Source organism: Streptomyces spinosus, from assembly GCF_020400655.1.
Taxonomy (GTDB): domain Bacteria; phylum Actinomycetota; class Actinomycetes; order Streptomycetales; family Streptomycetaceae; genus Streptomyces; species Streptomyces argyrophylli.
Window position 1 is genome coordinate 14,695 of the sequence record NZ_JAINRC010000018.1, and the last position, 20,089, is coordinate 34,783.

General features: G+C 71.3%; 19 protein-coding genes and 1 pseudogene. 9 read left to right on the forward strand and 11 right to left on the reverse strand.

Annotation, left to right across the window (positions count from 1 at the left end):
- Positions 1 to 33: 33 nt before the first annotated feature.
- Positions 34 to 1,227, forward strand: a pseudogene (locus LG395_RS30710) (glycoside hydrolase family 27 protein); the annotation flags it as partial.
- A gap of 260 nt (positions 1,228 to 1,487) precedes the next feature.
- Here the strand turns inward: LG395_RS30710 and LG395_RS30715 are convergent.
- The 7 genes from LG395_RS30715 to LG395_RS30745 all read right to left on the reverse strand — a co-directional run bounded on the left by LG395_RS30715 (position 1,488) and on the right by LG395_RS30745 (position 7,630).
- Positions 1,488 to 3,047 (reverse strand): carboxylesterase/lipase family protein, encoded by a 1,560-nt coding sequence (locus tag LG395_RS30715; RefSeq protein WP_225811928.1) that lies wholly within the window; start codon positions 3,045 to 3,047, stop codon positions 1,488 to 1,490.
- 15 nt (positions 3,048 to 3,062) lie between these two features.
- On the reverse strand, positions 3,063 to 3,701 hold the full coding sequence (locus LG395_RS30720) for a GOLPH3/VPS74 family protein (protein ID WP_225811929.1): 639 nt from the start codon (positions 3,699 to 3,701) through the stop codon (positions 3,063 to 3,065).
- Between the two features lie 110 nt (positions 3,702 to 3,811).
- Positions 3,812 to 4,471 (reverse strand): response regulator, encoded by a 660-nt coding sequence (locus LG395_RS30725; protein ID WP_225811930.1) that lies wholly within the window; start codon positions 4,469 to 4,471, stop codon positions 3,812 to 3,814.
- On the reverse strand, positions 4,471 to 5,637 hold the full coding sequence (locus LG395_RS30730; protein WP_225811931.1) for a sensor histidine kinase: 1,167 nt from the start codon (positions 5,635 to 5,637) through the stop codon (positions 4,471 to 4,473). The genes LG395_RS30725 and LG395_RS30730 overlap by 1 nt, the downstream gene beginning before the upstream one ends.
- Positions 5,638 to 5,710: 73 nt before the next feature.
- Positions 5,711 to 6,334, reverse strand: coding sequence for a LysE family translocator (locus LG395_RS30735; RefSeq protein ID WP_225811932.1), 624 nt, complete (start codon positions 6,332 to 6,334; stop codon positions 5,711 to 5,713).
- Between the two features lie 445 nt (positions 6,335 to 6,779).
- The gene (locus tag LG395_RS30740) at positions 6,780 to 7,262 is read right to left on the reverse strand and encodes a DUF3618 domain-containing protein (protein ID WP_225811933.1); all 483 of its coding nucleotides are present in this window, start codon (positions 7,260 to 7,262) and stop codon (positions 6,780 to 6,782) included.
- Positions 7,259 to 7,630 carry a phage holin family protein gene (locus LG395_RS30745; protein ID WP_225812077.1) on the reverse strand — a complete coding sequence of 124 codons (372 nt, stop codon included), beginning with the start codon at positions 7,628 to 7,630 and terminating at the stop codon, positions 7,259 to 7,261. The genes LG395_RS30740 and LG395_RS30745 overlap by 4 nt, the downstream gene beginning before the upstream one ends.
- 332 nt (positions 7,631 to 7,962) lie before the next feature.
- Between LG395_RS30745 and gvpJ the strand changes: the two genes are divergently transcribed.
- The 3 genes from gvpJ to LG395_RS30760 all read left to right on the forward strand — a co-directional run bounded on the left by gvpJ (position 7,963) and on the right by LG395_RS30760 (position 10,121).
- Positions 7,963 to 8,349, forward strand: a complete 387-nt coding sequence (gene gvpJ, locus LG395_RS30750) for a gas vesicle protein GvpJ (protein ID WP_372463489.1) — start codon at positions 7,963 to 7,965, stop codon at positions 8,347 to 8,349.
- A gap of 288 nt (positions 8,350 to 8,637) precedes the next feature.
- Entirely contained in the window at positions 8,638 to 9,627 is a 990-nt protein-coding gene (locus LG395_RS30755; RefSeq protein ID WP_225811935.1) for a magnesium and cobalt transport protein CorA, read from the forward strand.
- A 245-nt stretch (positions 9,628 to 9,872) separates the two neighbouring features.
- A complete protein-coding gene (locus tag LG395_RS30760) occupies positions 9,873 to 10,121 on the forward strand; it encodes an XRE family transcriptional regulator (protein ID WP_225811936.1) in 249 nt (82 codons plus the stop codon).
- A 292-nt stretch (positions 10,122 to 10,413) separates the two neighbouring features.
- On the opposite strand, the gene LG395_RS30765 is transcribed toward LG395_RS30760, so the two are convergent.
- Entirely contained in the window at positions 10,414 to 10,893 is a 480-nt protein-coding gene (locus LG395_RS30765) for an ATP-binding protein (protein WP_225811937.1), read from the reverse strand.
- 159 nt (positions 10,894 to 11,052) lie between these two features.
- Here LG395_RS30765 and LG395_RS30770 point away from each other — a divergent pair, with 159 nt between their 5' ends.
- Entirely contained in the window at positions 11,053 to 11,430 is a 378-nt protein-coding gene (locus LG395_RS30770) for an STAS domain-containing protein (protein ID WP_225811938.1), read from the forward strand.
- 683 nt (positions 11,431 to 12,113) lie between these two features.
- The gene (locus LG395_RS30775) at positions 12,114 to 13,325 is read left to right on the forward strand and encodes an MFS transporter (protein ID WP_225811939.1); all 1,212 of its coding nucleotides are present in this window, start codon (positions 12,114 to 12,116) and stop codon (positions 13,323 to 13,325) included.
- Between the two features lie 176 nt (positions 13,326 to 13,501).
- On the opposite strand, the gene LG395_RS30780 is transcribed toward LG395_RS30775, so the two are convergent.
- The 3 genes from LG395_RS30780 to LG395_RS30790 all read right to left on the reverse strand — a co-directional run bounded on the left by LG395_RS30780 (position 13,502) and on the right by LG395_RS30790 (position 16,442).
- Positions 13,502 to 13,867 carry an STAS domain-containing protein gene (locus LG395_RS30780; protein WP_225811940.1) on the reverse strand — a complete coding sequence of 122 codons (366 nt, stop codon included), beginning with the start codon at positions 13,865 to 13,867 and terminating at the stop codon, positions 13,502 to 13,504.
- 780 nt (positions 13,868 to 14,647) lie between these two features.
- Positions 14,648 to 15,301 carry a YceI family protein gene (locus LG395_RS30785; protein ID WP_225811941.1) on the reverse strand — a complete coding sequence of 218 codons (654 nt, stop codon included), beginning with the start codon at positions 15,299 to 15,301 and terminating at the stop codon, positions 14,648 to 14,650.
- A 226-nt stretch (positions 15,302 to 15,527) separates the two neighbouring features.
- Positions 15,528 to 16,442, reverse strand: a complete 915-nt coding sequence (locus LG395_RS30790; RefSeq protein ID WP_225811942.1) for a YceI family protein — start codon at positions 16,440 to 16,442, stop codon at positions 15,528 to 15,530.
- A 761-nt stretch (positions 16,443 to 17,203) separates the two neighbouring features.
- Here LG395_RS30790 and LG395_RS30795 point away from each other — a divergent pair.
- The 3 genes from LG395_RS30795 (at position 17,204) to LG395_RS30805 (ending at position 19,735) form a co-directional block, all read left to right on the forward strand.
- Positions 17,204 to 17,779, forward strand: coding sequence for a TerD family protein (locus tag LG395_RS30795; protein WP_225811943.1), 576 nt, complete (start codon positions 17,204 to 17,206; stop codon positions 17,777 to 17,779).
- 14 nt (positions 17,780 to 17,793) lie between these two features.
- Positions 17,794 to 18,060, forward strand: coding sequence for a twin-arginine translocase TatA/TatE family subunit (locus tag LG395_RS30800; protein WP_225811944.1), 267 nt, complete (start codon positions 17,794 to 17,796; stop codon positions 18,058 to 18,060).
- 340 nt (positions 18,061 to 18,400) lie between these two features.
- The gene (locus tag LG395_RS30805; protein ID WP_372463491.1) at positions 18,401 to 19,735 is read left to right on the forward strand and encodes a phosphatase PAP2 family protein; all 1,335 of its coding nucleotides are present in this window, start codon (positions 18,401 to 18,403) and stop codon (positions 19,733 to 19,735) included.
- The last annotated feature ends 354 nt before the right edge of the window (positions 19,736 to 20,089 follow it).

Consider the following 20,089-nt stretch of genomic DNA (forward strand, 5'->3'; position numbering starts at 1 on the left):
GCCTCCGACAACGGCCAGTCCGTCCGGCCCGCCATGGGCTGGTCCAGCTGGAGCTTCGTGCGCCGCCGGCCGACCGAGGCGAAGATCAAGGCGCAGGCCGACGCGCTGGTCTCCAGCGGTCTGAAGGACCACGGGTTCCTCTACGTCAACCTCGACGACTTCTGGCAGAAGTGTGACGGCGACGGCTTCGTCGTCGACACCTACGGCCGCTGGGCCGTCGACACCGCCAAGTTCCCGGACGGCATCGAGGGGCTCGCCGACTACGTCCACTCCAAGGGCCTGAAGTTTGGCTTCTACGTCACCCCGGGCATCGCGAAGAACGCCGTCACCAAGAACACGCCGATCGAGGGGACCTCCTACCACGCGAAGGACATCGCGGACACGTCCAGGACCGAGAAGAACTACAACTGCAAGAACATGTACCACATCGACTACTCCAAGCCGGGCGCGCAGGAGTTCGTCAACTCCTGGGCCAGGCAGTTCGCGTCCTGGGGTGTCGACTACCTGAAGATCGACGGGGTGGGCAGCGCCGACATCCCCGACGTCCAGGCCTGGGACAAGGCGCTGCGGGCGAGCGGACGGCCCATCAACTTCGCGCTGTCCAACAACCTGCCGGTCGCCGACGCCTCCACCTGGCGGAAACTGGCGAACAGCTGGCGCACCCAGGGTGACGTCGAGTGCTACTGCGGGCCGGGGAGCAACGGCAGCGGCTATCCGCTGACGGACTGGTCCCACGTCGCCAAGCGGTTCGACTCGGCCGCCTCCTGGCAGCCCTACGCGGGTCCCGGCGGCTGGAACGACCTGGACTCGCTGGAGATCGGCAACGGCGACCAGGTCGGCCTGACGGCCGACCAGCGCCGCTCGCACCTCACGCTGTGGTCGATGGCGGCGGCGCCACTGCTCCTGGGCACCGACCTCACCCGACTCGACCCCGTCGACAAGGCGATGCTGGCCAACGACCGGCTCATCGGCGTCGACCAGGACGGCGTCGCCGCCAAGCGGATCGTGAGCAACGGTGTCCAGCAGGTCTGGAGCAAGAGGGAGAGCGACGGACAGTACGTCGTGGCGCTGTTCAACACCGGTACCTCGGACAAGGCCACCGTCGCCGTGAACTGGTCCCAGGTCGGGTTCGGCGGCTCCGGCGACGTGACCGACCTCTGGTCCGGTTCCCACAAGGGCGTGATCGCGGACTCCTACAGCGCGACCCTGCGCCCGGGCGAGACCCGGCTCATCCGGGTCGAACCCGTCGGCTCCCCGGACGCGAGGGCGTTGCCGCTCGCCGGTCCCGGCCGGGGCAGCGCGCCGGCCGGGACCGACTACCAGGCCGAGGACGCCCTGATCTCCCAGGGCACCGTCGCCACCAACCACACCGGGTACACCGGCACCGGCTTCGTCGACTACACCAACGGGCGGCTGCGGTGGCGATGCCGGCCAGGCCTGTCCCCGGAGTTCGCCACGGCGGGCTGTTGCGGTGGTCGTTCACGGGATCACCCGAGGCCGTTCCAGAACGCGCAGTGGTGGTGGAGCTGTGTCGTGCCGAGGGCGACGACGTGGTCCGGCGCCAGGGAGAGCACCGTGTGCCGGGGCCAGTGCGGTGAGGACGGGCCGTTCGGGTCGGCGCCGCGGGCGAAGCGTGTCCAGTATCCGATCATGGTGTTGGCCAGCCGGTGCTGCGCCGCGGTCAGGGCCCGGGGACGGCCGCCCAGGTCGAAGAGGTACGGCAGTTCGCTCGCGTGCGGTGCGCCGAGCGGGAAGGGCGGCGTGCCCGGGGTGAGCGGCGGGGCGTGTTCGTCGGCGAACTCGTAGCGCCACACGGGCACCCGGGCGGCGAGCAGCCCGCCGGTGCGCGCCGTCGGGCAGGCGAAGTTCGCGTCGCCGATGACCGCGCCGAACACCGGGCCGCCGTCGGTGCGGTGCACCGGGTACTCGCGGACGATCGCCCTGGCCCCTCCCGGTTCGGGGAAGAAGGAGGCCACGACGTCGGGCCAGGTGCGCGGGGTGACGGGATGGCCGGCCTGGATGATGCCGGCGGCCCACCCGTTGCCCTCGTCATGGGTGTGGCCGATCAGCACGGGGACGCGGTGGAAGCGGCCGTCGGCGATGGCCGCCGCGGGATCGCGGGGCAGCAACGGGGTTCCCGTCGCGGGCTGTTGGTCCGCGCTCTGGGCGGCGAGCAGACGGGCGACCTGCACGTGCCGCAGGCAGGTCAGGACGTCGTGTGCGGAACCGCAGCCGGCCTTCGCCGCGAAGCGCGCGCCCGCCGCACGTGCCGCGGGCAGCGGGACGGAGGAGGGCGCGAACGGTCGCTCGGGACGCCCCGTGCAGGGACCGCTCTCGATGATCGCCCGGTCGAAGAGCCCTGCCGCTGCGGGTGAGACGAGCTGGGCGCAGACGCTGTAGCCGCCCGCCGACTCGCCCGCCAGGGTCACGTGGTGCGCGTCGCCGCCGAAGGCGCCGATCCCGGCGCGCACCCAGCGCAGCGCGGCCTGCTGGTCGGCCAGGCCGAAGGTGCCGGAACCGGGCAGCCCCGCATGGGCGAGGAACCCGAGTGCGCCGAGGCGGTAGTTGACGGTGACGACGACCACGTCACCGCGGACGGCCATGCGATGTGCGTCGTACGAGCTGCCCGCTCCGGTGGTGAACCCGCCGCCGTGCAGCCACACGACGACCGGCCGGGGGTGTGCCGGTCCGGCGCCGTCGGGCGTGGTGACGTTCAGGTGGAGGCAGTCCTCGCCGGTGCTGCCGGCGGGCACCTCGCCGGCCGGTTGCGGGCAGGCGCTCGCGGGACGGGTCGCGTCCCGTGTGCCGGACCAGGCCGCCGCGGGCGCGGGTGGCGCCCAGCGCAGGGGCCCGACCGGAGCCGCCGCGTAGGGGATGCCCTCGAAGGTGCGGTAGCCGTCACGGTGGACACCCCGGACCAGGCCGTGATGGGTGCGGACCACCGTGGCGGTCGGGTGGGACGGCGTGGGTGGCGCCGGGGACCAGGCCGTCGTGAGGACGGCGGTCAGGGCGCAGACCAGGGCGGTCAGGACGCGGTGCGTGGTCATCGTCTCCCCGTTCGGTCAGCTGCCGCCCATGCCGCCCCGCGCGGCGATCATGGTCATGGGAAGGGTGCGTACCGCCTTCTCCAGGCCCGGCGCGAGGGTGGCGAGCGTTCCCGTGCAGGTGTCGATGCGGGCCCGGAAGACCTTCCGGTCCCGCCGGGACACCAGGGACCGGACCCCGCCCGCCGCGGCCAGCGCCAGCAGCGCGGCGTCCGCTGCGGGGACGTCCCGCACCGGGCCGCTTCCGTGCAGGACCGCGGACAGGCGGGCGCGGAGCGCGTCGGGCGCGCCGCGGTCCGTCACGCTCAGACGGCGTGTGCCCAGGCGGGTGCGGGGCGCCTTCGCGGTGAGGAGTCCCGCCGCGACGAGCCGGTCCTCCACGTCCGTCAGGGTGCGTGCGCGGTGCCGGCGCACGAGGTGTTTCCAGCCGTGGCCGTCGGCGGCGTCGCGCAGAACGCCGTCCAGGACGGGGTTGCCGGTCGGGTCCGTCCCGGAAACGGTGACCGTGCCGTCGTGCTCCTCCAGTCTGCCGCGCAGCGCGAGGTCGATCAGGGCGGCGGCACGGACCAGCAGAGCCGCGCGGGAACGGTCGCGGGGACCTCCGGCCGCTTCGTCGTGGACCAGCAGGTACAGGGTGTGGGGCAGGTCGTCGATCACAGCTCGACGGTAGGGCCGGCACCGTCGGTGACACATCGGCCGTGGGAGGGGGGCGGCACTGGGAACACGGGCGGAGTGCGGCCCGGGTCTCCTCCCTGAGGAGGAGGCGGTCAGGGGCGTCGTGGCCGTACGAGGCCGTGGTCGTAGGCGGCGACGACGGCCTGGACGCGATCGCGCAGGCGCAGTTTGCGCAGCACCGCGGTGACGTGATTCTTGACGGTGGCCTCCGACAGGCCCAGCCGCTCGGCGATCTCCGCGTTCGACAAGGCCTGCCCGATCAGGGTGAGCACCTCCCGTTCGCGGACGGAGAGGTCCTTCAGGGAGGGCGGCGGCGCCGGGTCGGGGGTCGTGCGCAGGAACCGGTCCAGGACACGGCTGAGGACGCTGGGGGCCAGCAGCGCGTCGCCCCGCGCGGTGACGCGGATGGCGTCGACGAGCTCACCGGGGCGGATGTCCTTCAGCAGGAAGCCGCTCGCCCCGGCCCGCAGGGCGGCCACCACATCCGCGTCCACGTCCCAGGTGGTCAGCACCAGGACCCGGGTCCGGCTCCCGCTCGCCGCGATCTGCCGGGTCGCCTGGATACCGTCCAGGACGGGCATGCGTACGTCCATCAGGACCACGTCGGGGGCCAGTTCGCGCGTCAGCCGCACCGCTTCCCGGCCGTCCGCCGCCTCACCGACCACCTCCAGGTCCTCACGGGCGTCGATGATCAGGCGGAATCCGGTACGGACCAGGGCCTGGTCGTCGGCCACCACCACCCGCAGTGTCATCAGGCACGCTCCACCGGCAGCCGCGCCGTCACTTCGAACCCGCCGCCGGGCCGTGGGCCGGCGTGCAGGCTGCCGCCCACGAGCCGAGCGCGCTCCTGCATGCCCACCAGTCCGCGCCCCGCTCCGGCCCCGGCCGAGAACACCTGAGCCGTACGCCCGTTGTCGACCACCGTGATCCTCACGCAGTCCCCTTCGTCCGTCACGCGCACGCTGACCTCGTCGGCGCCGGCCGCGTGGCGCAGCGCGTTGGTGAGGGCCTCCTGGACGATCCGGTACGCCGCCAGGTCCACCGCGGCCGGCAGCCCGTCGGTGGGCCCCTCGTGGTGCACGTGTACGGTCATCCCCGTCGCGCGCACCGTGTCGGCGAGCTCGTCCAGGCGCGCGAGCGAGGGCCCCGGCCGACGCGGCTCCCCTGCCCGGCCCTCGTCCGCTTCGGGGCCCAACGCCCGTAACGTCAGGCGCAGTTCACCCAACGCCGAGCGGGCAGCCGTCTCGACGGCCCGCAGCGCCTGGCGGGCCTGGTCCGGCCGCTCGGTGAACACGTCGTCCGCGGCGGCGGCCTGTACGACCATCACCGACAAGGTGTGCGCCACCACGTCGTGCACGTCACGCGCGATCCGCGCCCGCTCCTCCGCCACGGCCCGGCGCGCCTCCGCCCTCACCCGCTCCTGCTGCGCCCTGCGCCACTGCCCCAGGGTCCACGCCAGGACCACCGTCAGCACGTAGACCGCCGGTCCCGCACCGCCGCCCGTCCCGAACGCCAACGCGACCGGCAGGCACATCGCCGCGAGCGCCCCCGACGACACCCGCCGTGGCCTGGTGGCCGACAGCACGCACAACGTGACCTGCGCCGCGAGCAGCGCCCCCGTCAACGTCACCGCGGGCAGCAGTGCCCACACCGCGATCCCCGTCACCGTGTTCGCGGCCAGTACGAGGACCGGGGCGCGTGTCTGCCACCTCAGGGCCACGATCTGTACGAGGACCAGTGCCGTGGCCGCGATCAGCCGGCGGCCGTCCTCCGCACCGGCGACGGACACCGGGATGCCCAGAGCGGCGACGACCACGCCTGCCGACCCGCCCCACAGCGCCCGGGCCGTCCTGGGCGGCAGCTCACCCCGCGTCTCCCCGGCGAACGCGTCGTTCTGCCGGCCTGTGCTGGCGTCCACATGCCGACCTTATCCAGCGATGCGGCGATGACAGCGCTTCCGGGTCGACGCGGGCGTCCGGCGGACGCCGGGCTCAGGCCAGCAGAATCTCGAAAACGATCACCGCCGCCAGCACCACGTAAACGACACACGCGATGTAGTTCAGTACGGCCGTCGCTTTTGCCGAGCCGGTGAGTCGTGCGTGAAAGAATCCGGACAACACTCCGATGCAGCCGTAGAGAATCACCTCCATCAGGACGTTGACTGCACCGAGAACCGCCATCTGTAACTCCGCGTTCTCCGCATTTCCCGTGAACTGCGGGAGCACCGCGAGGTAAAAGAGGATTATTTTCGGGTTCGTCAGGCTGACCAACATGCCGCGCAGGTACCACCTGCCTGCCGTGACATCGCCGTGCCCGTCGATCGCACGCCGCGCGCTGCGCATCGTCACGTACGCCAGCCACAACAGATAGGCTGCACCCAGTATTCTCACCGCATCAAGCACCGGTGGGTGCGATTGGGCTATTTCCCCCATCCCGGCAACGACGGCGGCGGCGTAGACACTCATACCTGTTCCTATACCGAGGATGGCCCTCAGCGCGGACAGGCGACCACCTTCAAGGCCCACTGCGAGCATGTAGGCCATATCGGGCCCGGGCGGAGCGAGAAAGAGCAGGATCACCGCGGTATAGCTCGGCAGTACCGTCGGATCCACCATCGTCAACTACCTCCGGCTTCGGCGTGGCGTGCCAGGAGCCCCTCGACGCCGGCAGTGCTCGATCCGCGCCTGGTCGCCCCCATCGCTGGCCGGAGGCCTGCTGCCGCTCCCGCTTCCATGAGCGTCGGTGGAGGAGGGCCGGTGTTCGTTGCCTACCAGCCCTCCCACCTCTTCGTGCACGTCAGCCGGACCACGTTCCACAGTGCGGTGGGCGGCGCCGGCGCGGCCGGCGGCCGCTCCGGCTCCGGCGAAGACCGCACCCTGGAACCTGGCGGCGAGGTGCACCTCGCGTCGGGAGCGGTCCTCGCCGGTGGCGTCCCGGGGCGCCCCCGTGGCGGCCCAGCATCGTCACGTCTGCCTGAACAGCGCTCCCGCGGCCGTGCCGCCGACGACGCCGGGAGCGGGATCGACCCGCCTGTGGGCGATCTTCGACGCCTTCACCGGCTCAGCCCTTCCGGCGGCGGCAGGCCAGCCACACCCCGACGGCCGCACCCGCTGCCGCCAGCAGCACCTTGCGGTTGTCCCGCGCCAGCCGCGCCCCCTGGGCGGTCTTCTCCCGCACCGGCTCGGGTGCCTTCTCCTCCCACAGCCGACCGGCCTGGGCGGCCTTGGCGCGGGCCTGCTCGGCGGCCTGGGCGGCCTTGTCCCTGACCGGATCGGGCAGCCGGTCCTGTGCCTGGTGGGCCAGGCCTGCGGCCTTCGCCTTCAGTTCCCCGGCCTTGAGGACGGCCTGCTCCTTCAACTCGTCGGCCTTGAGGACCGCCTGTTCCTTGACCTCGGCGGCCTTCTCCTGGGCGCGGGCCTTCACGTCGGTCTTCGCTGCGAGCGCCTCGACCGTCTCCCCGAGCTCGGCGCGGGTCTGTTCGACCTGCTCGCGCAGTTCCTCGGGGCTGGTGGCGGTGGGCTCGTCGTGCGGCGGCTGGGTCATCGGTGCGCACTCTCCTTGATCTCGGCCACGTCGGCCTTCACGTTCTCGACCGTCTGCTCGGGCACGGGCGGCGCGGCCTGGTCGACCTGCTTCTTCCCACTCATGGCCAGCGCCGCGGCGATCACACCCAGCACCGCTGTGACGATCAGCCCGGCTGCCCACACCGGCAGCGCCACGGCCAGCGCGGCGATCACGGTGGCGACCAGCGCCTGCGCCATCAGGAAGCCGACCACGCCGGCCCCGCCGAACAGACCGCCACCCTTGCCGTAGCGCCTGCCCTTCGCCTTCATCTCCGCCTGCGCCAGGCGCAGTTCGCCTCTCACCAGCTCGGTCAGCTGCTGCGAGGCCCGCTGCACCAGCTCGCCCACCGGCTCCTGGTCCAAGCGGTCCCCGCTCAGGCCGGACCCGGCGTGATGCGGCTGCGTGCTCGACACGGCGGTCACCTCCCGTTCCTCTGCGTTCCTGCGGGCCGGACCGTACGGGTCCGCCCGTCCTCCGGGCCCGGGAGTACCCCGGCCCGGCGAGTTCAGGGCATGGCTGTGCGGACTGATCGCATCCCGAGACGATCAGCGTGCCGCGGGGCTCGCCCCGCTCGTACGCACGTTTGCTCGCAGGTGGTGGCGGCTACCCGGACAGGTAAGCCTGCGTCGCGGCGAGGGACGGCGTCGTCGGGACCGCGAAGTGACAGACGGACAAGGGGTTGGTCGTGATGACCGTCGCGGCACAGGGCGGCGGGGGCGGTTCCAGCGGCCTCTACGACGTGCTGGAACTCATTCTCGACCGCGGGCTGGTGATCGACGCGTACGTGCGCGTCTCCCTTCTCGGGATCGAGATACTCAAGATCGAGGTACGGGTCGTCGTGGCCAGCGTCGACACCTACCTCCGCTTCGCCGAGGCGTGCAACCGCCTCGACCTGGAAGCGAGGCCGGGGAAATCCGCCGGACTCGCGGAACTCACGCAGTCCGGCGCCCGCGGCAAGACCGGACAAGCCCTGCCCGGCGCCGAGAAGTCCGGCACCTTGCAGGGTGCCCGTGACGAGGGCCGGGAGCGCCGGGGCGACCGGGTCGCGCGCGGGAAAGGGGAATGACGGGCGCTGGGCCAGGGTGAGGCGGCCGCCGTTGTCGGGGGCGCCCCCGATCCTCGACGCGGTCCGTCCCGTACAGCGACACGCCCGCCACAGGCAGCGGCGGCGCAGCAACGGCCATCACGGCGACAGGTCCCTCCGGTCCCCGGGGCCGACGGCACCTGGGCGGGTGCCACCAGGTGTCCGATCACCAGCCGCCTCTTGTGAAGGTCTGGTGTGCGGAGGGCTCACGGGAGCGGGTCTCGCACTTCCGAGCACATAAATCGGGCCGGCCGAAGCATCCGAAAGGGCATGGAGTGCGTGATTTACCAGGAGCGGACGGGTGAGTACGAGCAGATCGACTGCCGACAGGCGGACGCCGGGTGCGAGGCCACCCTGGACCGTCTCGCGGGCTTGAAGCCGGACGAGTTCGCCTGGATCCGCGTGCACGATCCGGGCCAGGAGGAGCTGCAGCGGCTGGGCGAGCACCTCGAGCTGCATCCACTGGCCATCGAGGACGCGGTCCAGGCCCACCAGCGGCCGAAGCAGGAACGCTACGGCGACGTGCTGGCCGTTGCGGTGAAGACCTTGTGGTTCGTCGAGCGGACCGCGGACGTGGAAACCGGCGAAGTGATGATCTTCCTCGGACCGTCCTTCGCGCTGACCGTGCGGCACGGGGAGAACGATCCCACCGTGGAGGCCGCGCGCCGCCTCGCACAGCAGCCGGACATGGCACGGCTCGGACCGGTCGGTGTCCTGCACGCGGTGACCGATGTGATCGTCGACGCGTACGCCGAGGCCGCCGCCCAGGTACGCACGGACCTGACGGAACTGGAGCGGTGCGTCTTCTCACCCGCACGGGACGACCTCACGGAACAGATCTACTCGCTCAAACGCGAGGTGGTGGAGTTCCGCGACGCCGTCCAGCCGCTCGTCCCTGTCATGCAGCCCTTCACCACGGCGGGGGGCGACTGGCCACGGCGGGTCGTGCCGTACTTCCGTGATGTCGCCGACCACCTCACCCGCACCGACACCGAAGTCCGGGCGATGGACGACCTGCTCGCCTCCGTCCTGGACGCCCACCTCGCGAAGGTGAGCACCTGGCAGAACGACGACATGCGTCGCATCAGCGCCTGGGCGGCCATCTTCGCCGTTCCCACCATGGTCGCCGGGATCTACGGCATGAACTTCGCCCACATGCCCGAACTCGACTGGCGCTACGGCTACCCGTGCGCGCTCGCCGTGATGGCCCTCGGCGCCGGACTGCTGTACCGGGCCTTCCGCCGCAACGGGTGGCTGTGACCGTGGCGCGCCGCGTCAGCGTCAACCGGCTGGAGGAGACTGTCGCCAGGTGAGAGGTGGCCGCAGGACCGTCCCACGGGGCGGGCCGGCCCCGCACATGCGTGCTCGCGGTGGACCGGCTCGCCGGACGCCCGGAGACCGCAGGAGGCCCCGCTGGCGTCCGGTGCCTTGTTCGTTCACGCCACGCCACCCGGGGTATACGAACCCGTGCGTCCCTGCGGCCACCTGGCAAGAGGAGGTTTCCGATGGACCTGGCCGAGCTGCTCGCGGATGCGATGCGCCGGGAGTGCCTGAGTTGCGAGGCGCTCGCGTATGCGGCCGGAATCCGCATCCCGCGGATCAAGGCGTTCGTCGAAGACGGAGCCGCAGGGCCGATCCGCCCGACACCGGAAGAACTCACGGAGCTGGCCCAGGTGCTGTCCCTGCCGCTTCCCGACGTGCTGGCGGCGAGCCGGGGCCGTCGCACCGCGGCCTACGCGGGCCACCCCGTGTGACGGGCGAGCCAGGCGCCGGGGCCGCACGGTTACCGCGCCGAGACGGTTACCGCGCCGAGGCCGTCATCGGGTACTCGATGCCGTACGGGACGGCGGACGAGACGCGGTCACGCCTCTTGCACCACGTCCGCGTCGGCCGTGGTCTTGCCTCGCCTGCCGCTGCTCCGTCACATCCGTCACAGGGATGACGCGCCCGCGCGGTCGACCAGGCCACCGCTGTCCCGACCGTGCCGGGCCGGACCGCCGACGGACGCACGGTACTGCGGAACGCCTCCGCGCACACCACGTCGCTCTACAGAGGCCGGCGTCCGGAGACGGTGCCGGTCGGGTCGTCGGCCAGGGCGATGCGGGCGGTGATGCGCTTGCCGACCGGCTCGCGCTGCGCCTCGAACCCCTGGGCGACGGCCATGACGATCTCCAGGCCGTGCTGGCCGACCCGGCCGACGTCCGCGGCCCGTGCGATCGGAAGGGTCGGGTCGGAGTCCCACACGGCGACCTCCACCGTGTCACCGGTGACGCGCAGGTCCAGCAGCACCGGCCCGGGGGCGTACTTGTGGGCGTTGGTGACCAGTTCACTCACCACCAACTGGGTGAGGTGCATGGCACGCTCCGAGACGGGCAGGCCGTGCCCGGCCTGAACCCGAGTGAGGAAGCGGGCGGCCAGGTGACGGGCGTGCGCGATGTCCGATCCGTCTCCGACCAGGGCCACGCTGGTCTGTATGACCGGCCTGTCCGGTGCCGTACCGCCTGCCGCCACCGGGTCTGTTTCCATCACGGCTGCCATTCGCTCCCCGTTCGTGTCTCCGCCCGTTTACCCCGGCCTATCGGGATCACACCGTCCTCTTCCTGTTGGATCGGCCACACGCCGGTATCGCCCCTACCACGCCGGGCGGCGCTGCGCCGAGGGCCGGAGTGTGTCAGGATCACCGGCATGTCTGAGGCAGAGATGACGGGTACCGAACACGCCGGACAGACCGGGCAGCTGTCGGTCGGGACCACCGTCACCGACGGCATCCGCGTGCTGGCCCTGGCCGGGGAAATCGACCACCACACCGGCGACACCCTGCGCCATGCCCTGGACGCCTCCGGCACTCCCCGCCCCCGCGTCGTCGTCGACATGCGCCAGGTCACCTTCATGGACTCCAGCGGCATCAACATCCTCATCGCCGCCCACCAGGCCCTCGGCGAGGCCGGCGGCTGGCTGCGCCTGGCCGCTGTCGGCGCATCCGTGATGCGCACCCTCACCCTCATCGGCGTCGACGCCGTCATCGACTGCCGCGAAACCCTCGGCCAAGCCCTCACCGACTGACCGCCGACCGGTCCCCGGCCGGCGAAGTCGTCCGTGCGGCCTGGCTGGTGTGCAAAGACGGCGCCGGCCGAGCCGGCCTCTGGGGCGGCCCGACGCTCAAGCGACGGCGTGCGCAGGACATCTGACGGGCCGTGGCCGCCCACCGGGCCCGACTCGTCGCTGCCCGTGGGCTAGGTTCCGGTTCCCTACGTCCGCGTCGACGCCTCCGTCCGGTGAATCCCGTCCTGGGCGCATGTGGGGCACCTCCTCCCCTGCTCCGCCACGTGCCGGGGCCGCTCTGTACAGCACGCACGGCGCCTGGAATGCCCGCCCTGCTCCCCCACCACCCGTGCCGCACCCGTAACCGCCCCGACTCACTGGCGCGACCTGGGTTTACCCGGCGTAACATCCGGTGCGGTGATCACGCTGATGGTAGGTGACAGCTCCGCTCGCCCGTTGCGGACTGTCCGGCCACGGGCGCCTGCCTCCACTCGTCCGAGTGCGAACTCCGCCCCTGCGCCCCGTGCCCGCCATCGACCTCGCTCTCGCAGGAACGGAGTGCACTCAGACCTACCTGCCTTGTGGGAACTTGCGCCTCTTCTCGCCCGGGTCGCTCCTCTGACCGCCGCCACGGTTCACAGAAACAACACGTGCTTTTGATACCCACGAAAGTCCGGTCCGCCGGACCCCGGCACGCCCGCACCGTGACCCACGGTCGGGTTCGCGGTGTCTATCTGCCGCGCCTCGCGGATGCCCTCGCCTCCTCCATGGCCACCTACGGCATTCCCCTGCTGGTACTGGGCGCGACCAAATCGTCGTCGCTGACCGGGATCGCCTTCGTCATGGCCTGGGCTCCGCGGCTGTGCACGTTCGCCCTGGCCGGCCTGGCCGTCGACCGTTTCGGGCCCACCCGGGTCTTCCGGCTGGCCGCCACGGCGCGTGCGCTCGTCACCGCTCTCGCCGTGCCCGCCCTGGCGACGGCGGACGACGCCACCACCCCGGGGCTGGTCATGCTCCTGGCGGCGTGCGCGGGCTGCCTCACCCAGTTCAGCTTCATCGCGGCCGAGAGTGTCGGCGCCGTCGCCAGCCGGGACGCCGGCGACACCGCGCACCGCCTCCAGTCCGTGCTGCTGGGCATCGACCAGGCAGCGGCCCTGGCCGGCCCCGCGGCAGGCGGTCTCCTCCTTCAGTGGGCCGGGTTCAGCGGCATGCTCACGGCCATCAGTGGCTTGTCGGTGGTGTCGGCCGCCATCACCCCTGCCATGCACCGGCCGTCCGCGCAGGCAGGGGAAGCGGCCGTACCGGCCGCCAGGGGATGGCGCACCGGCTGGGCGACCCTGCGTGCGCTGCCGGCGCTCACCTGGCTGGTGGTGGGGCTCGCACTGTCCAACCTGGCGCTCGGCCTGCTGGAGGCGGCGACCCCGGTCATCGTGGTGCAGCGACTCGGCCGGTCCAGCGCCCTGGTCGGGGTGGTGTGGTCCTGCGCGGCCGCGGCCTCGCTGCTCGCGGTCGCCGCCGGCCGCGTCGCGATCGACCGGTGGGGGCTGCAGGGGGTGGGCCGCTGCGCCGCCCTCGTGACCGTGGTGCCGTGCTTCCTGATCGCGCACACGGGCTCGTACCTGACGTACCTGGCCCTGATCGCCCTCTTCATGGCAGGTGACAGCGTGCTGGCCGTCGTACTGCGCACTCTTCGCTCCCACCTCATCCCCGCCGAGGTGTTCGGCAGCACGCTGTCCGTCACCGTGCTGATCCTGCTCGCGCCCTACCCCGTCGCCGGCATCCTCATGGCCCTCATCGACCCCGCCGCCCTGCACACGACGATCACCGTCTGCGCCGCCCTGCAATGCCTCGGCCTGGCCTGCGCCTTCACCCGCGGCACCCGCCCCCGGCCGCGCCACGCCAGGCATCGGAAATGAGGACGACCTGAACTCCTGCCGCGGAGGGCGGCCGGCCGATCGGCAGCGGAGTGGTGTGCCGGTGTCCCCTTGGGGCCGGCGCGGGACGTGCGGGTGTTCCCCGGCACGGCGCGCCCGCGGCCGAGACGGCGCCGCCATCGACGTGGCCGGTACGGGCCGAGGCAGTCCGCTTGCCGTCAGGCGGCAAGTGCACGGCAGGTGCTGGGGTAGCAGCCCATGATCTCGTGCAGGCCGACCAACTCGATGATGCGCAGGACCGGTTCGACGGGGCCGGCCAGACGCAGCCAGCCTCCGGCGCGCTGTGCGGCGTGGTGGGCGGTGATGAAGGCGTTGATGCCGCTGGAGTCGATGAAGGTGACGGCGCTGAGGTTGATCACGGTGCGGGCCGTGGCCGCACCGCGGGGGAAGAGGAGGGTGTCGCTGAGGTCGTCGACGTTGTGGTGGTCGATGGCGCCGTGCAGCGTGACGATGCTGACGTCCTCTGCGGCGGCGGTCTGTTCGGATGGCAGGTGACGGGGACGGGCCCCGGGGTGGGATGGCATGGCGCCTTCGGTGAGCTGTCGCGGGTGAGGGGGCTACTGCCTGGTCCGGACAGGATCGGCCGGCATCTGTCGAGGATAAGCGGCATCTGTCCGTGGCGTCTGCGATGCACCGAATCCGGTCGGCCTGGCGGGTATACGCGTGATAATGCTTCGCCGTCGGCCGCGCCGCCCCATGCCGGCACCTGACGCGAGCGGTGCGGGTGTCAGGCGGTGAAGGAGCGGACGTAGGCGAGGGGGCGTTCATCGAGGCCCGCATCGGTTCCGCGGTGCGCAGGGGCTGGCATTCGCAGGGCTGGCTGCCGCAGGGTCCGGCTCAGGAGGCTGCCGCCCTGCGGGGCGGTGAGCAGGGCCTATGACAGCGCGTCGAGGTCGGCCTCAGGCCTTCCCGAGCCTGCTCGTCGGTGGGGCTCGGTTCGCCGGCCAGGGAGGTCAGCGCGCAGCTGACGGTGGTGTCGACGTGACTCACCCGGACCGCGTCGCCGGCGCGTCCGCCGGCGCGGCTGTGGCGGCGCGGGTATCCCGAGGAGTCCCGTTCGGCGCGGTACGCGCGGCGCAACGAGGGTCGGCCCCGGCGCGGAGCGCGCACGCTCTACGCGGACCGCGGCTGCGACGCCGACACGACGGCTACCGCGAACAGGTCAGCGTGCCCGCGGTACCGTGCGCAGGGCCCGCATGACCGGCCGGCCGCGCGTGAGGAGGGCGGGCGCCGGAGGTCCGGCCGCCGGACCACTCGTCGTACGAGTCGGCCTACGACGGGCCGACCGGCACACCCACGCCTCTCTACGACACGGACCGGATCGCGGAGATGTCGAACTGCAGTCGGACCTTCTCGCTGACCATGGCGCCGCCCGTCTTGAGGCGCTGGTTGTAGGCCAGACCCCATTCGGTGCGGTCGATGGTGGTGGTGCCGTCGAAGCCGGCTCGCTCGTAGCCGAACGGATCCAGGACCGACCCGAGGTAGTCGAGTTGCAGGTGGACGGGCCGGGTGACGTCGCGGATGGTCAGGTCCCCGGTCATGCGGAACGTCCCCCCGCCCTCGTGGCTGGTGGAGGTGGAGCGGAAGGTCATGTCCGGGTAGCGACGCGCGTCGAAGAAGTCCGGCCCGATGATGTGCGCGTCCCTCTGCTCCACGCCCGTGTCGACGCTGGCGACCCGGATGACGAGCTCGGCCCGCGACTCGGAGGGCCGGCCTCCGTCGAAGTACAACGTGCTGTCGTAGTCGGTGAAGGCCCCCCGGACCGTGGTCACCATGGCGTGCCTGACGGAGAACCCGATGCGGCTGTGGGCGTGGTCGATGGCCCACAGCCCGGTCAGCGCCTGGAACGCCGGATCGAGCGCGACACTCCGGGGTGCGGCCGCCGTGTCCGGGGCGCCCGGCCCGGCAGGCGTCGTCGGGTCGATGACAGCGCTCTGGCGGCGACTGAAGATTCCCATATGCGTGAGCCCTTTCCATCAGACCGCTCCGTGCTATCACGGCTTCGCCGGCACTGCCCGGCCGGATGGGCGGTCTCGTCTGGTTTCCATGCGGTCCACTGCAAAGCTCCACAGGAACAGCATGTTGTGGGGGGGCGCTGCCGGGCGGGCCGTATCGGCACACCGCGAACGGCTCGGAGGCGTCTGCCGGGCCGCGGTCCGCGTCTCGCGTGCCCCCCGTGAGGCGCTACTTCGGCGGCGTGGGGGTGTCGTGGGTGTGGTACATCGCCTGTACGTCCAGCTCCAGTTGGACGGTCGGACCGACGACGGCGATGCCGCGGGCCAGCATGGAGCGCCAGTTGAGTGTGAAGTCCTCGCGGTGCAGCTCCGCCTTTGCGAGAGCCGCGCAGCGCAGTTCCTGCTCGTAGCCTCCGTTGACCGTCCCGAGGTAGGTCGTGTCGAGTCCGACGGAGCGGCTGGTGCCGTGCATGGTGAGCGTGCCGTGCAGGGTCCACTTGGAGCCGCCGCGGTAGGCGAACCGGGTGCTGGTGAAGTCGATGTACGGGAAGCGTTCGACGTCCAGGAAGTCGGCGGAACGAAGGTGGTTGTCGCGCGTGTTGTTGCCCGTGGAGATGCTGGAGGCGTCGATGCGCACCGAAACGTGTGAGTCCGCCATATTCGGTGCGATACGGATGCCGCCCTCGAAACGGGTGAACCGCCCATGTACATGGGCCATGCCCACGTGCTTGGCGATGAACCGGATCGCGGTGTGCGGAGGGTCGAACAGCCAGGTCCCCGCCGTGGGGAGTTCCAGCTGTCGCGCGGGCTCGAGCGCGACGCGCCTCTGGGGCAGCGCCACCCCGGCGGCGATGTCCAGCTCCTCGCGGGCGGGCGACAGACCCTCGGCCACGGTCAGCACGCTGTAGGAGCCCGGTGACAGCGTCGCCATGAAGTAGCCGTGGGGGTCCGTGGTGCCCCGCGCGGCCACCCGGTGGCTGTCGAGCGCGGTCACCGTGACCTCGGCTCCGCCCATGGGCTGCCCCGTGGGATCCACGACCACGAAGCCGAACGCCCCGGCATCGGGCGGCAGCGGGACCGAGAGGCTCGGCACGGCACCGGCCGCGCCGCGGGAACGCCGACGCTGGAGCAACCTGAGAGCCATTGAGTTCACCTTTCTCACATGCGTTACCGCCAGACGGTCCGCTCGGCTGCTTGCGTTCGCGGTCGCCAAGAATCACCTGCGGCAGCGGGACGGGCGCGAAGCGAACAGTTCATTGGCGATCATAGAGCCGTCCCTGCGCGGGTTCCGGGCCACAGCATCGAGGCTGCTCAACGCCCTGCGGGGGGCTGTCAGGCCAGCATTCAGGTCTCCGACCGGCCATATCGCGGTAGCCCGGCTTCATCTCTTTGCGACAACGCTGTGGTGAAGGGCACAGAAGCGGACCGCGATGTTCACAGGCAGTCTGCGGTTTCACCACGGACCCCACACCGGCGGCACGTGCAGCCCGGCCGTTCGGTGCTCCCTGCGAGGTGGCGACGGCGGTCCGTTGTGCCGAGCCGTCATCGAAGACCGACGGCCTCCGGCAGGCCGGTGTGAGCGTCGGGTGTGACGGAGCCTGTGGGGGTGCCGACCGGGGACGACCCCGGGTGTGACGGATCCGCTCGCCAGGCGGTGGGCCGTCGAGGACTCGTGACACGGGCACCCCGCGCAGCGGACCGGCCCCGAGCAGTCGGGCGGCGGCCTTCTCACTGCGCACCCCGCCCCCGGCGCCGGGGCACGTCACTGCCCCGGCACACCTGTCTCCGTTCCTCCGCCGTGGACGTCGGGAGCCGTGCGTCAGAAGCACTCCCGACCGCCCCCGCTCCTTCTACAGTCCTGTAGATTCAATCGGGAACGTCATCGTCTCACCGAGGAGGAGAGCAGTGGGAGTTTCCCTGTCCAAGGGTGGCAACGTCTCGCTCAGCAAGGAGGCGCCGGGTCTGACCGCCGTCCTGGTCGGACTGGGCTGGGACGTGCGGACCACCACCGGTGCCGACTACGACCTGGACGCTTCGGCCCTGCTGCTCGACGCGTCCGGCAAGGTGCTCTCCGACCGGCACTTCGTCTTCTACAACAACCTGACCAGCCCCGACGGGTCGGTCGAGCACACCGGCGACAACCTGACGGGCGAGGGCGAGGGCGACGACGAGACCGTCAAGGTGAACCTCGCCGCCGTACCCGCCGAGGTCGACAAGATCCTCTTCCCCGTGTCGATCCACGATGCCGAGAGCCGCGGTCAGAGCTTCGGCCAGGTCCGCAACGCCTTCATCCGCATCGTCAACCAGGCCGACGGCGCGGAGATCGCCCGCTACGACCTCTCCGAGGACGCCTCCACCGAGACGGCGATGGTCTTCGGCGAGCTGTACCGGAACGGTGCCGAGTGGAAGTTCCGTGCCGTCGGCCAGGGATACGCCTCAGGGCTCGCCGGCATCGCCGCCGATTTCGGCGTCAACGTCTGACGGGCGGCCCCTCCGTGTTCGGACTGAGCGAACTCGCGATCATCCTGATCGTCGTCATAGCCGTCCTGGCTGCCAAGAAGCTGCCCGAACTGGCCCGTTCGGCGGGCAAGTCGGCACGCATCCTCAAGGCCGAGGCCAAGGCGGCGAACGACGGACGGCCGACGGCGCAACCGCGCGTGATCCGCGGAGAGACCATCACCCGCCAGGACGCCTCCGCGGCTCCCGACGCGGGCCACCGGCCGGCCACACCGCCCGCCGACGGGAAGCCGGAGCGGCACTGAAGCGATGGGCAGGCGGTCGGCACCTGACGGGTGACCGCCTGCCCATCGCACCGGGGCCGCTGTCGCCACGATGGACCCGCCGCCCGAAACAAGGATCATTCCCAGCGAATTACTCATCAGGGACCCGCTTCGTACCATCACCGCGCTGAACAGGATCAAGACGCGCCATGAACATCCGGCCGCCGCTCCGATAGCATGTTCGAACTCGCGCCGACTGCCCCTCCTGCCGACACCTGAATCCATGCCACCCAGCGCGAAAAGTGACCCTGTATAACTACCCACCGCATCGGCCAGACAGTTGACAACTAGAACATCGCGGAAGTTTCCCCGAATAAACGGGATAACGACACCCGCCGCGTGGCGTCAACCACGCGCGATACTGTGGGCCACGGTTGGTGTGGCGGCACTCGGTTTCCTCATCGCCCTGGAGATCTTCGCGCGTCGCCGCGCCGGCATACCGGGGCCGTTGACCGAACAGGCGAAAGAGACGATATTCGCGCCCAAGCCGGGGCCGCTGTACGCCGGTCTGGCCCTGACGATGGTGGTGCTCACCTGGCGGCAACGGTTCATCGCGGCCGGCGCCGCGATCGGCATCGACGTCGTCTTCGTACTGGTGCGTCGGGCGGTCGACGCCAAGGTGGCCGACGGTCATCTCTTCGGCAACGGCGCGTTGTGGGTGATGTTGGGCTACGCGGTCATCGCCGTCACGCGCCGCAGCGGCCCGGAACGTGTCCTGCTGCTGAAGGGCGTCGGGCTGGGCCTGCTGCTGGCAGTCGGCCGTAAGACGGGTGACATCTGGCTGCTCATCACGGCGAAGACCCGCCCGGTCGTGCTCGATCAGTACGTGGCGACCGCCGATCAAGCGCTGGGCAATCCCTCGTGGCTGCTGGGCCGGATACTCCAGGCCACCGACCCGATCGGCACACACGTTCTCGGTCTCGTCTACGCCCAGCTCGCGGTGGCCGCGGTCGTCGTCGCGCTGTACCAGCTGCGCGGCGTCGGGGTCGAAGGCCGCTTCCCGCGCCACCATCTGGTGCGCACCTTTCTGGTGATCGGCCTCCTCGGGCCGGGCATCTACATGCTCTTCCCGGTGGTCGGACCCGTCTTCGCCTACGGCCCGGGCGCCTCCGGAACCGGCGGCGTGCACTGGGCGGTGGCCGACCTGTGGCCCCACACGCCACCGCCCGTCACCGCCCCGCACCCGATGTCCTACGACGAGATCACCCCTCGTAACTGCATGCCCAGCCTGCACACGGCGTGGGCCACCGCGATCTTCATCCACACCCGCAAGGGCCCGCGGACCCTGCGGTACGCGGGCACGTTCTGGCTGGTCGCCACGCTCGGCGCCACGCTGGGCTTCGGCTACCACTACGGCACGGACCTCATCGCCGGCGTGGTGTTCGCGCTCACGATCGAGGTGGCCCTGCGCTCGCTGGACCGCGGCTGGGACCGCTCAGGCGTCCGGCTGGTCGCTTACGGGACGGCGGTCTTCGCCGTGCTCCTGGTGTCCTACCGGTATCTGCCGACGGAGATGGCCGGACGCCCTTGGCTGTTCGGGCCGCTCCTCATTCTGGCGATGGCGTCAGTGATCCACCGTTACGTACGCATCACCGAACTCTGGGAACCGAAAGCCGCGCCGGCACCACGGCCGGACCCGCGACCCGAGCTGGTCTGAGGCACCGGTCCAGCCGGCTTCGGATCGAACGCGTTGCCGCCATTGCCGTACGTCGGCGTTTCGGCCAACCCTGTCGTATCGACGCTTCCTTGCGTACCAAGGGTCGGTGCACTGCGCACCTTCACCGATCCGCTCGATTCCGGGCTCCGCACGACGACCGAAAGAGCAGGTGTTCGAAAGCGCGTCGGCGTCGTTGAACCCGACGACACCGGCACGACTTCCCAGAAGGGGGCACGTTGACATCAGCCCGACCCCCCAGGACCCGAGACCTCGTTCACCGGCACGCGGCCGAGAACGCACCGACCGCGGCCCCTCCCCCGCCGGACAGGGGAAGCCCGACCGTGCCGAACGGCG

Coding starts and splice junctions, on each gene's coding strand:
- LG395_RS30755 (WP_225811935.1), top strand. CDS start 8,638: ATGGAGTGCGTGATTTACCAGGAGCGGACGGGTGAGTACGAGCAGATC.
- LG395_RS30785 (WP_225811941.1), bottom strand. CDS start 15,301: ATGGGAATCTTCAGTCGCCGCCAGAGCGCTGTCATCGACCCGACGACG.
- LG395_RS30770 (WP_225811938.1), top strand. CDS start 11,053: ATGTCTGAGGCAGAGATGACGGGTACCGAACACGCCGGACAGACCGGG.
- LG395_RS30765 (WP_225811937.1), bottom strand. CDS start 10,893: ATGGAAACAGACCCGGTGGCGGCAGGCGGTACGGCACCGGACAGGCCG.
- LG395_RS30735 (WP_225811932.1), bottom strand. CDS start 6,334: ATGGTGGATCCGACGGTACTGCCGAGCTATACCGCGGTGATCCTGCTC.
- LG395_RS30780 (WP_225811940.1), bottom strand. CDS start 13,867: ATGCCATCCCACCCCGGGGCCCGTCCCCGTCACCTGCCATCCGAACAG.
- LG395_RS30725 (WP_225811930.1), bottom strand. CDS start 4,471: ATGACACTGCGGGTGGTGGTGGCCGACGACCAGGCCCTGGTCCGTACC.
- LG395_RS30715 (WP_225811928.1), bottom strand. CDS start 3,047: ATGACCACGCACCGCGTCCTGACCGCCCTGGTCTGCGCCCTGACCGCC.
- LG395_RS30790 (WP_225811942.1), bottom strand. CDS start 16,442: ATGGCTCTCAGGTTGCTCCAGCGTCGGCGTTCCCGCGGCGCGGCCGGT.
- LG395_RS30760 (WP_225811936.1), top strand. CDS start 9,873: ATGGACCTGGCCGAGCTGCTCGCGGATGCGATGCGCCGGGAGTGCCTG.
- LG395_RS30740 (WP_225811933.1), bottom strand. CDS start 7,262: ATGACCCAGCCGCCGCACGACGAGCCCACCGCCACCAGCCCCGAGGAA.